Source organism: Bacillus sp. 220_BSPC, assembly GCF_001054655.1.
GTDB classification, from domain to species: domain Bacteria; phylum Bacillota; class Bacilli; order Bacillales; family DSM-1321; genus Peribacillus; species Peribacillus frigoritolerans.
This window is the reverse complement of sequence record NZ_JVPL01000253.1, coordinates 20852-33523: the sequence shown is the minus strand read 5'-3', so window position 1 is coordinate 33523 and position 12672 is coordinate 20852. Positions and strand designations below refer to the sequence as shown.

The window sequence follows — 12672 nt, the reverse complement described above, 5'->3', positions numbered from 1 at the left end:
TTTTCTCCACTATGTGATGCACAATAGATCTCTGCGAAACTTATGATGACGTACCCTCCCATGTCTCTTAGCGTCATTTGCGCTTACATTCCTTCGTTCGGTCTATTCATAAGGCGGAGGCCTGCTAAGCTGCCCCGGGGACTCTTGGTCTTAGTTTAGTAATGTTGCTGGCTTCTCCGTGTCATCCTTCCGAGGAACCAGTAATCTTACACGCATACCACGAACTTTACAATCTTCGTATATCTTTTACAAAATTGGAGTATATTAACTACGAAGGACGAAACGCTCAGGGGCAACCGAAACACTTCATCTCCCTGACTCTCGTCCTTCATTTTTTTCCATTCTTTATTGGTTATATTCATGGTAACATTCATTAAGTATCCAAAAATGATCTTGTCATCAATAGGTAAAAACTCCAATAACTAAAAAGGGGAAATTAAACCGTAAGCTACTTCGGAAGGATGGGTAATCAAAAAAAGCAGTCGGATGGTGACACAAACTGTGAAGTAATGAAATTCTACTCGAGACGGTCAGGCTGTGACGGCGAGTGTCCTCCCTCTATTTCTGAAAAAAGATTAGAACTTGATTCCTTTTTCTTCAAAAAGTTATTGCCGCGACATGCAATTTATTTTCATTTCCTAAATGGTGATGATTGACAATAATTGTTATGAAATTCCCAGGTGTATCTAAATGCAGATACCACGCGGAATCTTACCTGGAATGGTAGATCTTACTAACCGTACTAGTTAAAATCGGAGCAAGTGAAAGGAGAGCAAGGTTCTGTCAATTTGGACCTGCATAAGCTTGCACACTTCAGTGATATAATTAGTTTATAGTCGAATGTGAAGACTTGGATATTTAAGAATAGTGAGAAAAGAAGGATGGTACAAGATGATATTTTCTGACATGTCAAGAATATCTTGCTGAAGCATTCGCGATGTTTTTATGTAAACATTCCATGCTGGTGGAATGTTTGGTGGGGGAGGCTATAGGGTTTCTGGAGGCCTGCATGGGGTAGGTGCTTCGGAGCTTTTTTGTTAAAAAATTTAAAAATGAAATCAGAGTATTAATGCTGGGATTAGATGTAATAAAATTAAATACTAAACTAAAGGTCTTAGCACTTTCAATTTCCTCATCCTCTCGTTTGTAAAAAATAATATTAATATTTTGGCGGAGAAAATTCCCTCCACTATTCTGTAATGGAGGGAATTTTTATGTTTATGAATGAATCTCGTCTTTAACCGGATAACCGTAAATGGATCCATCTTTTATTTTGATTTTGTCCTCCCAAGGAAGTTTATAATTTCCTTCAGCTAAATCTTTTACAAATGTATATGGATTTTCTTTTACTCCTCCAGGAGTAGATACGTATCCTCTAGCCCCCAAATTATAAATATTATTTTCAAGTCCCCAACCTATTCTGGCTTGATCAGCTAATTCTGGATAGATTTCTGCTGTAACAATCTCATAAGGATTTCTGTGACCTTGTACTAAAGTTGTCCCATCAAAGTTACACACTTGCCCTTCTCCAAAATAATAGAATACTCCATCATAACCAGCTAGGTTAACTGAGACAGTATACATTAAGTTTTGCCAAGCATTCGAACGGTTTGTTAAAATCCATTGATCGTTAACTTGTGTGCTATACCCTGAAATACGAATTAAGACATTCGCTCCTTTATAGGCAGCCTCCCGAGCAATTTCAGGGAACATACCATCATGGCATATACAAACTGCTAGTTTGCTTCCTCCTGGTCCATCACAAACAGGTAACCCTAAATCTCCGGCTTTCCATGGCTCCACAGGAACCCAAGGGTTTAATTTACGATATTTTAAAATAATCTCCCCTTGAGGATCAATAATGATCGCTGTATTATAGGGATCTCCACCATCGGGATTTTTTTCCATAATCGAAAAGACTCCATATACTTCTGCTTCTTTGCATGCTTGAGCAAACGTATCAGTTTCGGGTCCGGGGACAGTACATAAAAACTCATCTGTAGTCCATTTTTTTGTATTCAATCCTTGAGTGCTATATTCAGGGAAAACAATTAACTCTACTCCAGGATAACCCGCTTTAGTTGAGTGAAGAGTTCGAACAATTTCTTTGATTTGTTTGTCAATATCAGCTCTTGATTCTACAATCGGTACTGGATACTGAACTAAAGCAGTTAAAAATCCGTTTGTTGGTTTTACCATACTTCCAATGCTACCCATAAAAAATCCTCCTCAAAAATGTTAAATTATTATGTTAATAAGAAGAGTGATTTCTCTCCTTACTTTCACCGATAAAAATACTGAAAAATCTGAAATTAAAGGTTATTTTATATTACTTTTAACCAATTCTGTTTTAGTTAAGTCTTCAGCAAATACTTTGTTTTCGACTCTTGAACGTATAGCGCTGAGTCCGTCTTTAACTACAACGAAATAAATAGCTGCAGCAGCCAAAAAGAACCATACAATGATGAAAGAGTACCAAAATAAGAAGTTTCCATAACTCATTATTTCTTGAAACATAGAATTCACCTCGTATTTTTAATTAGTTTTCATAGAAGTTCGATTAACTTTATTCACGTCAATATCTATCATGCGATCAAAATCATAGTTGTTATTTTGCACGAAGCTTAGCACTACAGTGATTATTGTACTTACTACAACAGCAGCAATAGTTGCTGGTATTTCCCCATAAATAAGGAAGATAATTACGGCTAGCACTGCTCCAACAATAGTGCCATAAAAAGAACCATCTGCGCTGCATCGTTTCCACAGCATCCCTAAAAAGATTGGTACGCATGCAGATCCCACAAACACTCCCATAGCTAAGTAAACATCTAACATAGATAAGCCGAGTTTAAACACAGCTATAGAAGTTCCTAAAACTCCAATTGCAAATACGATCCCAAAAATGCGCGCTGCACGTAGAATTTGACTATCTGATGCATTTGGCTTAAAGTAGCGGCGATATAAATCATTTGAAAATATAGTTGAGGCGGCATTTAGCTCTCCTGACCCCGTACTTAACATTGCTGCAATCAATCCAAATAAAAATGCGATCATACCAGTCATGCCTAAAACATTTTGAACGGTTGCTGGCGCAACAAAATCTGGAGAGGTTCCAGCCGGTAACATACCCAGTGCCACCCCACCTGTACCCAGGGCTAATCCAACAGCGGCTGGTATAGGAAACCAAGCTAAACCACCGATAATAAATGCTCTTGTAGCAATTTTTGTGTCTTTTACAGCAATTGATCTTCCCCAAAATGCTTGTTCAACGAATACAGCAGGAAAATTTGAAATTATCAATCCAATACCAAGTACGAATCCTGGTACCGATAATATACTTAAAGAGTCCTCCAAGGCTTCACGAGTCATACCATTCTCTAAAGCTCGAGAAACATAGTCCGGATTGTTGCCTTGAACCATATTAAGCAAACCATTGTAGATTTCTTGAGGCCCAATCGTAACCGCCATTCCTACAACAACGATCCCAAAAACAACATAAATTAACAGTCCCTGCATGGCATCACTGAAAACTGTACCGTATAACCCGCCGATCACAGTATAGGAAGAGAAGGCTAATACTATTAAAAACATGGCTAAGATAGGATCCATACCTGAAAATTGATAGATAGTAATTCCTCCACCAACAACGATCATAATAGAAACCATTAAGGCTACTATAAAGCCAAAGACAGATAGCAAAATGTGATTCTTTTTATCAAATCTGTAATAGAAGAACTCAGGAAAAGATCTGGCTTGCGGAAATTTCTGTTTCAATTTCAAAGCGAGTAAGGCAAATGGAAAAAATGGAAGTGTAGCCGCTAATGCATACCAAAATGCTCCTGAAAAACCTAAAACGTATCCAAGTTGTGAAGCGACCATTATCGTTGCTGCCCAAGTCCATTCAGCAACAATTGATGCTGAAGCCAATCCTAAGCCTACAGATCGGCCAGCCGTTAGGTAACTTTCTGAGGTATTTTCTTTTTTAATCTTTGCTAAATAGATGATAATGGCGGACATTAAAGCTGCCTGCCCCCCAATAAACACCCAAATTATCCATTGTGGCATCATGGTGGATGTCATTTATTTCGCCTCCTTTTTCTACCTTCTATTCATGTAATAAATTATTACATGAAAAGGGAAATAAATCTATATAATTGTATTAAAAGACTATTTTTACGTCTTTAAAGACAATGAAAGCGTTTTATAAATTAATAATGTTAGTTTATCTAACATAAAGGATAGGGAATTCTGTTTCATTTTGAACTAAACCAGTAATTTAAAGAACTGAATGGATATGGTTGCGATAAAATTTTTATAGATATTGCTTCTGGCAGAGATTTTGAACGTACAGAGTATCAAAAAATGAAAAATATAATCCGTTTTGATGATGAGTTGGTTATTCATGATCTTTCTAGGTTTGGACGTAATAAAGAAGAGATACTCAAAGAATGGAAAGAGATTATTGAACTAGAAGCAGATATCAGAGTGCTAAACATGCCTGTTTTAAATACCGCAAAATATAAAGAGTTTGAAGGAATAGGTAAATTAGTATCTGATATTTTCCTTACTGTACTTTCATGGACGGTAGAGGAAGAACGAAAACGAATTAAAGAAGCACAAAAAGAAGGAATTGCCATTGCTAAAGAAAAGGGAAAGTTCAAAGGTCGTCCAACGAATTAAAAATTGAAATTTTTTCAGGGTTTATATTAGTAAAATAGGCAGCTTTAAAGCTGCCTATTATCATATTTAATATGTGTATTCTCCTTCGGTACCAATTAATTTAATGAACATACTAAAAAGCAATGTCCTTCTAATAAATCATTCCTTCGCCGTCGTTAATTTCCCAAGATTCTACCGTTAAATAAGCGGTTTGTGGATCCATACCATGACCAATCAAATAGGTCATGGCTGCAACTTCCTGCAATGCATGGACATAAGAAGTATCTTTTGCTTCTTCTAATCCATATTTTACAAAAGGGGTAATAAGATTTAACACTTGTGATTTCAAATAAGGATATAATGGTTGTTTGATTTGTTGTTCTGCCCAAATCTCTGACTCAGGGTATTGCGGAAACTGACTGGAATATTGAGGTTGATAAAAGACATGTGATTGATAATGGGACACCTATTAACTCCCTTTCTTATATTGAGTATATTTAATTTTATCTTATGTTCCTCAATTTCCTAAGAATAGACATTTGCCCCCCAAAATTAAAAAATCAAAACTCTAACTTTGTAGACCCCATCCAGGCAAAAGGCAATGATATAAACTTTTAGGGGAGGTTTCCTTTTGCTGTTTAAAAACACCCTACAATTTACGTACAATAAATGTATCTCCAATTAATTCCTAATTCTGGGGAAAAGGATAACCAAGTACGAAAAGAGAATTCTTTGGATTAAGGGAACGGTAACCATTAGCAAAATGAAGGGCCATATGCAAATAAATTTCTTTTAGAACTCTAAGGAAAAATCAGCCTAATCTTTATGTCTTTAATGGACGCAATTCATTTGAGGGTACCTTTTTTACATCAAATGTATATTCTCCAACAAATTAATGTGTTCCCAACCTAATGGAGAAATGTGAGGTAATAACTCCTCTTTTAATAGTCCCTTTGCTTTTAATATCTTTGTGGCTTCTGTGAGATTTTAGGGAGGTGATAACAAGGGTACTGCAAAAGCTATCGGCGGGCATGTCGGAGTATCGGATATTCAGGCAGAACTGTTGCACAGGACAAATTGAGATCCGAGTATGGTAACGTAGCCATTGGGTGGAGCTGGTGTCAATGCCCCTGCGTTGGCGGCCTCTACGGTTGGGATAGCGATGGGTGGAGCTGGTACAGATACAGCCATTGAAACGGCAGATGTTGCTCTAATGGGAGACGATTTAAGAAAACTTCCATTTGCTGTGAAACTAAGCCGTAAAGCTCTAAATATAATCAAGCAAAACATCACATTTGCACTAGCTATTAAATTAATTGCCTTACTCTTGGTCATACCGGGTTGGTTAACGCTTTGGATTGCCATTATTTCAGATATGGGGGCAACTCTTCTGGTAGGGGTACAGCCAACATTTCGGAAATTTTGTACGCTAAGCAAAATTCGATATAGAAATAGCCAAATACCTGTACGTTAAGGAATTTGGCTTTATATGTTATAGGTTAATTTTTATTTAATGGTCTTAGAGAATTTGTGGGTAATCGATGCGAATCAAATTTATATTCTCCAAGAAAATTAATATGTTCCCATCCCAAAGGTGAAATATGTGGAAGCAATTCTTCCCTTAGAATATTATTTTTCTTAAATTCCTTTGTTACTTCACTTAAATACACAGTATTCCATACGCTAATTGCATTGATTAATATATTTAATGCACTAGCTCTTTGTAGTTGATCTTGTATGCCCCGTTCTCTGAATTCACCACGTTTACCAAAAAATAAAGCTCTAGCCAATCCATTCATGGCTTCTCCTTTATTTAGTCCACGATGTATCCTTCTTCTTAATGTTTCATTCGTAATATAGTCAAGAATAAAGATTGTTTTTTCAATTCTTCCAATCTCCCGAAGAGCTGTAGCTATTTTATTTTGTCTTGCATACGAACCTAATTTCCCCATGATTAATGATCCAGAAACTCTTCCTTCTCGAATTGAATGTGCTAGCCTTAATACATCATCAAAATTCTCTTTAATAACGTTTGTGTTAATCTTACCTCGAAGTATGCCTTTTATGTTTGGAAAATCGTTAGGAGAAGAAACGGTATATAATTTAGCATCACTTATATCTCTTAGTCTTGGTGCAAAACGAAACCCTAACAAATGACTTAATCCGAAAACTTGATCCGTGTAACCGGCCGTATCAGTGTAATGTTCTTCAATTGTAAGGTCAGATTCATGATGTAATAATCCATCTATTAGGCTTAGTGACAGGGTTCTTGCTCTAGACCGCAAAGTAATCGGACGGGAGAAGAATGCCCCTTATTTTTTTATTTCTTCAAGCTTTCTTCTATTGACCGCCCTATATAAAGAGCCTTGAGATATTCCAGTTGATGAGACTATCTCCTTTATAGAATATTCTTTACTGTCGTACATCCGCAACGCTACAGCAAGCTTATCTTTATCTAATTTAGGTCTACCTAATTCTTTTCCACGCCTTTTACTTGCTTCCAATCCCTCCTTTACCCTTTCAGCAATAAGGTTTCTTTCTAATTCTGCAATGACACACATCATTTGGAACATGGCTTTACCTGTAGACGTTTTTGTATCCATATTTTCCTTTAAAGATATAAATTGCACCCCCATTCCTTCCAGCTGCTGAATAATGTTGAGGATATCCAATGTCTTACGTCCTAAACGGGAGATGCTTTCTACTACAACTGTATCGCCTTGTCTGATTACATCAAATAATTGATTAAGTCCTTTTCGATCTTTGATCGTACCAGTAAACTTCTCTTTTACTATTTTTTCACATCCATATTCAGTAAGTATATTAATTTGCCGATCTAAGTTTTGATCAATTGTAGATACACGAGCATAACCAATAATCATATGATGGATGAACTTCACTTGATTTTGGACAGGCTTGTCTTGTAAAGCAAGTTGCCCTTTTTGATTATATGCATCGCTTCTATTCCTAAAATAATGGATTTAGCTTTGCGAAAAGATTTCAAACCTAACATAGAGTGAACTCGCTTTTTAATAAACCGGTGATCTTGTTCTACTATGTTATTCAGATATTTCCCCTGTCTTATTTGGATGTCTACAGGCATCTTTTTTTCTTTCTTCAACTCTTCAATCGTCATAGGATAGGCTGGATTCTTGTCTACTGTGATAACACGGGGCTTTGAAACATGAAAAGACCGCAAAGCTTTCTTGAAAAAGTGCTTTGCAGCCTTGTGATCCCTTGTTTTACTTAGATAAAACTCAATGGTATTTCCTTCAGAATCAACAGCACGATACAAATACATCCATCGTCCTCTTACTTTGATATATGTCTCATTGACTCGCCAAGAATCGTTTGTTTGCTTAAGATAACGACGAACTCCCTTGTCTAGCTCAGGCCCATATTGATGTACCCAACGCATGATGGCTGTATGAGCAATAGATAAGCCTCGTTCCTCCATCATTTCCACCAAATCTTTTCACTAGAAATCAAATCCACATTCTTCTGACTGTATCCCAATCATAAAGGGACAATATCTGTTTTTTCTTAGATAATATCTGTTTTCATTGATGGATTACTTCTTTAGTCCAGCTGCGAAAAACGGTCCATTAACGGCTATTGTTGATAAGATATGAGCCATTTCTTGTGGCGTTTCTTTTCTACCACTATTCAACCATTGCTGAATAACTCCTATATGAGCAGATGCCATATAAGAAGCTAAATATTGGCCTGGAACGAGTAAATCACACTCATTAATGAGAGAATTTTTGTCATTTTCAAATAGAGTTTTCCACATGAAATCTTTAAGCTTTATTTGGAAAGATAAATCTCCTTTTTGGCTTAACACAGCTTTCATAAACCTACTATTTTCATTTAGAAATTCAAAAATGGAAACAGCAAGTGTAAAGGGTGCTGTTGATGAAGAGTTTGTCCCAATTTCAGCAATAACATCCGGGAATTTCTGCTTTGCAATGCTAGACATTTCTTGCGTGATTTCCTCTTGGCATTTCGCCATTAAATCGAATTTATCTTGATAGTGCGTATAAAAAGTGCCTCTATTTATGTTTGCTATCTTTGTAATATCTTTTACTGTAATTGCTTCAAAACCTTTTTCTTCAATTAATTCCACTAACGCATTTTTTATTGCATTTTTTGTGCGAATGACCCGCAAATCCATATTACTATCTCTCACATTATTTTCCTCCTTAATTTTACCCGACACATTTAGTGATTGTGTCTTATAACGGACACATTTACGATTTTTGATTATTGAATAAGATTAAAGCTAAACGTATAATTCAAATACATAAACAACATGATGTTTATTATAACCTAAATTTAAGGAGGATAAAATAAAATGTGAAAAAACAAACTTTTTATTTTTTCACCAGTCATTGCACTAGTCGTTATTTTTATCTTTTCACTAACATTATTTCCAACGGTACAACCTCAACCCAAAAACTTGCCTATTGCCATTGTGAATGAGGATCAAGGAGTAGAAATCCCTAATCAGCCTAAAGTAAATATGGGGCAAAACATTGTTGATATGGTACAAAAATCATCAAAAACAGATGAGGAACCTGTTGTTAAATGGGTGGAAGTAAAGAATGAAGAGGTAGCTCAAAAAGGTTTAGATGACCAAAAGTATTATGCTACATTAGTCATTCCTGCTGATTTTAGTGCAAAGCAAGCTACGTTACGAACAACTCAACCTTCTTCACCTGAAATCAATATATATATAAATCAAGGAATGAATACAGCTGCCTCAACCATGGCAGGACAAATATTGAATGGTGCAGTTAATAATATGAACACTAATGTTCGTACTCAACTACTAAAAGGTTTGAATCACAAGGTACTACTTTAACAGTAGAACAGGCTTCGAATTTAGTAACGCCTATTACAAAGAACGTTATAAATGTAAATGAAGTTGGAACAAACAGTGCGAATGGCAATGCTCCTGTTTCTTTATTTCAACCATTATGGATGGCAAGTTTAGCTAGTTCGGCAATCATATTTATGGCTATTCGTAAAATGCCAATCGGCACTCGAAAAGAAAGTCTTGTCACAAAGGTAGGACAAATTGTAATGGGTGCTATTGTAGCACTAATAATTGGATTCGGATTTACTTGGATAGCAGAGGGAATGGTGGGACTGAGCATACCAGATTACCTCGATATAGCCTTATTTTTAAGTATTACGTCCTTTAGTTTCTTCTTAATGATTTCTGCTGTACTTTCGCTGGTTGGAATAAAGGGTATAGGTGTATTTGCCTTATTACTTTTCTTCGGGGCACCTTTATTGTCACTTGTACCTGAAATGATGCCTTCATTTTACCAAGATTGGATTTACTCTTGGTTACCAATGCGATTTATGGTAGAAGGTCTTCGGAAAATATTCTTCTTTGGAGAAGGCTTAACATGGAACACTGATCTTTCTGCCCTTGTTTGGATTGGAGTCGTAAGCATGTTCATCATACTGGGGACTGCTTTAAAACGTAAATCAAAAGAGAACACGGAGCAAAAATTAGCAGCATAACGATAACTCGAACATCAAACAAAGTAACGTCTTTTCTTATATGAATTTCTTTAAATTAAGCCTAACCTAGAAGAAATCACATATTTTCTATGTCGTTAGCTAAATTCTTCATGGTTTGACTTATTGGTCATGACGATTAGATAAAGAATATGAACAGTAGGTTAAGATCCGTCTCTTAAAAATATTTAGAGTCCCCAAAAATAGACTTCATCATGTTTATTAAAGGAGGTGAGCGTAATAAACAAAGAGCGTCGCTATATGACTACTCTTAAACTGTTTCTAAAAGACTTTCTCTGGGGCGAAAAAACAGTTGCCAATCAATCAATGTGAGGGAGCATATGATGTTGAAGGGCGTGGACCGCCAATGTTGACGTGACGAACGCTTGGCAATCATCGTTGGCGAACGCAAGATAACAGACTTTGAAGCGGGCTAGTTCTTCCCAGCAAAAAAGCCATTGATTTTTACCCTCATTACAAGGAAGATAACGCCTTGCTTGCTGAGATGGGGTTAAAACTTTTCGCCTCTCTATCGCCTGGAGTTGGATTTTTCCGACAGGTGATGAGCTTGAGCCGAACGAAGCCGGGCTAGCTTTTTACGAGAATTTTTTCAAGGAATGTCAGCGACAGGGTATTGAACACTGGTGACGACTACACACTTTGATTGTTCAATGCACCTTATCGAGACCTACGGTGATTGGCGCAATCGGCGTAGGCTGCTGGAGTTTTACGAGCGCCTTTGTCGGACACTTACCCGCTACAAGGGTCTGGTTAGCTACTGGCTAACCTTCAATGAGATTAATATAATCTTGCTTTTTTTTATAAATACACAATAGTTTATTACGGAGGTTAACACAATGTCTAAACAAACAAATGAAAATCACACTTTAATGCGTCTAGCCAATAGTGCGAAAGACTATCAACAACTGGGAATCGACCCTGTAATCGTCAAATCCTTTGAAGACGGTATGAGAATGGACGGAGCAGAGGGAACTTATGAATGGTGGTATTTTGATGCACACTTGGATAACGGTGCGAAGATGGTTGTGGTGTTCTTCACCAAGCCGTACACAATGCCACATCTTCCTCTCTCACCATTTATCAGACTCAATATTGAACTTCCAGACGGTCGTTCTATACAAAAAATTAAGACGTTTGATGCGAAGGATTTCAGCAGCTCGCGAGAAACCTGCGATGTCAAAATTGGAGACAATCGATTCTATGGCGATCTTCAGCACTACAGCATTCAAGCTGAACTTGATGAAGTTTCCGTAGACGTCCAATTAGAAGGACAGATTAGCCCTTGGCGACCAAAATCTGGGCATATGTATTACGGGGAAAAAGAAAGCGAACAATTATTCGCTTGGCTCCCAAGTGTACCACAAGGGAAGGTGTCAGCGACGTTCACGGTGGGCGATGAGAAATTTAGCTCAGAGGGCGTTGGTTACCACGATCACAACTGGGGAGATGCCCCTGTCAAATCCCTGATTCACCATTGGTATTGGGGCCGTGCGGAGATAGGTAATTTCACCGTCATAGCAGCCAACATCACGGCGGCGGAAGAATTTGAATATATCCCGCAAATAGTATTTATGTTGGCAAAAGACGGCGAAGTGGTGGCAGATGATGAAAGTGCGGTTACCTTCTCACTGGCTGAAATGCAAGTCAATGAAGCCACAGGAAAACCTGTTGGGGACATTGTTAAATATGAAACGCGCAATGGCGATAACCGTTATGTCGTTACCTTTGAACGGGAAAAAACGATTTTGGCCTCTAAATTTATTGACCAAGCACCAGCTGAACAACGTGCAAAACTTGAAGCAACAGGCGAAGACGGTGCGTATTTACGATTTACTGGCTATGTTACGATAGAACATTTCGTAAACGAAAACCGAGTTGACTTTGAAAAAGGTGAGGCACTTTGGGAACTGATGTATTTCGGACACGCCATTGATTTACCTCAGTAATAATATAAAAAAAGCCTTCTTTCGCACTCCGAAAGAAGGCTTTACAAATTAAAAGTGCAATCCACATTTTTCCATCATAGGCAAATTGACGATAGTTGTATTTTTAATTGAGTCAATTTCATAATTCATGTTTTGAAAAAGTCCAAAACACTCGTCCAATTTCAAAAAGGCAATTTTTTTGAAATTAAACGACTATTTCTTTTTCAATCTTTTCTTGACTAACTTTTTGTTGCGCGAAAAGTTTCACATTGTAAATGATTTGCTTTAATAATAGTTCTGTTGCAACCTTTTGACCCTGGTTATAATTGGTTTGTGAGTTGTTTTTAATCGAACTTAATTTTAAACCAACATCAATAAATGCTAATATCCCAATAAATGTCCAATTTCTCTATTAAATGTTATTCAGGATAATGGCCCGATTGCCGAATAACCTATTACCATGCTAATACACGCCATTACCAAAAACCAGTATTTTTGTAACGATTGATTACTGCTTCACTTGCCTTTGATT

8 protein-coding genes and 6 pseudogenes are annotated in these 12672 nt (G+C 37.0%); 5 read left to right on the top strand and 9 right to left on the bottom strand.

The genetic code is table 11. The features are described 5' to 3' along the window. Nucleotides 1-1218: 1218 nt before the first annotated feature. The 3 genes from ADA55_RS19810 to ADA55_RS19800 form a co-directional block, all read right to left on the bottom strand. A complete protein-coding gene (locus ADA55_RS19810) occupies nt 1219-2217 on the bottom strand; it encodes a formamidase (protein WP_048687027.1) in 999 nt (332 codons plus the stop codon). Nucleotides 2218-2319: 102 nt separating this feature from the next. Further along, nucleotides 2320-2517, bottom strand: a complete 198-nt coding sequence (locus ADA55_RS19805) for a hypothetical protein (RefSeq protein ID WP_048687025.1) — start codon at nt 2515-2517, stop codon at nt 2320-2322. Between the two features lie 18 nt (nt 2518-2535). Continuing rightward, entirely contained in the window at nt 2536-4083 is a 1548-nt protein-coding gene (locus ADA55_RS19800; protein WP_048687023.1) for a sodium:solute symporter family transporter, read from the bottom strand. 204 nt (nt 4084-4287) lie between these two features. Between ADA55_RS19800 and ADA55_RS19795 the strand changes: the two genes are divergently transcribed. After that, nucleotides 4288-4683 carry a recombinase family protein gene (locus tag ADA55_RS19795; RefSeq protein WP_226990513.1) on the top strand — a complete coding sequence of 132 codons (396 nt, stop codon included), beginning with the start codon at nt 4288-4290 and terminating at the stop codon, nt 4681-4683. A gap of 130 nt (nt 4684-4813) precedes the next feature. On the opposite strand, the gene ADA55_RS19790 is transcribed toward ADA55_RS19795, so the two are convergent. Continuing rightward, nucleotides 4814-5128 carry a hypothetical protein gene (locus ADA55_RS19790; protein WP_048687021.1) on the bottom strand — a complete coding sequence of 105 codons (315 nt, stop codon included), beginning with the start codon at nt 5126-5128 and terminating at the stop codon, nt 4814-4816. Between the two features lie 357 nt (nt 5129-5485). Continuing rightward, nucleotides 5486-5646, bottom strand: a pseudogene (locus ADA55_RS31465) (Tn3 family transposase); the annotation flags it as partial. Between the two features lie 10 nt (nt 5647-5656). On the opposite strand from ADA55_RS31465, the pseudogene ADA55_RS19785 reads away from it, so the two are divergent. Continuing rightward, nucleotides 5657-6136, top strand: a pseudogene (locus ADA55_RS19785) (hypothetical protein); the annotation flags it as partial. 25 nt (nt 6137-6161) lie between these two features. Here the strand turns inward: ADA55_RS19785 and ADA55_RS19780 are convergent. From ADA55_RS19780 to ADA55_RS19765, 4 genes and pseudogenes are all read right to left on the bottom strand, one after another. After that, a pseudogene (locus tag ADA55_RS19780) lies at nt 6162-6923 on the bottom strand (Tn3 family transposase); the annotation flags it as partial. Between the two features lie 51 nt (nt 6924-6974). Continuing rightward, nucleotides 6975-7544, bottom strand: coding sequence for a recombinase family protein (locus ADA55_RS31075; RefSeq protein ID WP_048687014.1), 570 nt, complete (start codon nt 7542-7544; stop codon nt 6975-6977). Further along, nucleotides 7542-8137, bottom strand: a pseudogene (locus ADA55_RS31070) (IS6 family transposase); the annotation flags it as partial. The pseudogene ADA55_RS31070 and the gene ADA55_RS31075, both read right to left, overlap by 3 nt. A gap of 96 nt (nt 8138-8233) precedes the next feature. Then, nucleotides 8234-8851, bottom strand: a complete 618-nt coding sequence (locus ADA55_RS19765) for a TetR/AcrR family transcriptional regulator (RefSeq protein WP_048687009.1) — start codon at nt 8849-8851, stop codon at nt 8234-8236. 186 nt (nt 8852-9037) lie between these two features. Here ADA55_RS19765 and ADA55_RS19760 point away from each other — a divergent pair. From ADA55_RS19760 to ADA55_RS19755, 3 genes and pseudogenes are all read left to right on the top strand, one after another. After that, nucleotides 9038-10197, top strand: a pseudogene (locus tag ADA55_RS19760) (YhgE/Pip domain-containing protein). Nucleotides 10198-10636: 439 nt separating this feature from the next. Next, nucleotides 10637-11006: pseudogene (locus ADA55_RS31460) on the top strand (family 1 glycosylhydrolase); the annotation flags it as partial. 45 nt (nt 11007-11051) lie between these two features. Continuing rightward, nucleotides 11052-12161, top strand: a complete 1110-nt coding sequence (locus ADA55_RS19755) for a lipocalin-like domain-containing protein (RefSeq protein WP_048687006.1) — start codon at nt 11052-11054, stop codon at nt 12159-12161. Nucleotides 12162-12672 lie beyond the last annotated feature (511 nt).

Coding starts and splice junctions, on each gene's coding strand:
- ADA55_RS19755 (WP_048687006.1), top strand. CDS start 11,052: ATGTCTAAACAAACAAATGAAAATCACACTTTAATGCGTCTAGCCAAT.
- ADA55_RS19805 (WP_048687025.1), bottom strand. CDS start 2,517: ATGTTTCAAGAAATAATGAGTTATGGAAACTTCTTATTTTGGTACTCT.
- ADA55_RS19810 (WP_048687027.1), bottom strand. CDS start 2,217: ATGGGTAGCATTGGAAGTATGGTAAAACCAACAAACGGATTTTTAACT.
- ADA55_RS19800 (WP_048687023.1), bottom strand. CDS start 4,083: ATGACATCCACCATGATGCCACAATGGATAATTTGGGTGTTTATTGGG.
- ADA55_RS31075 (WP_048687014.1), bottom strand. CDS start 7,544: ATGATTATTGGTTATGCTCGTGTATCTACAATTGATCAAAACTTAGAT.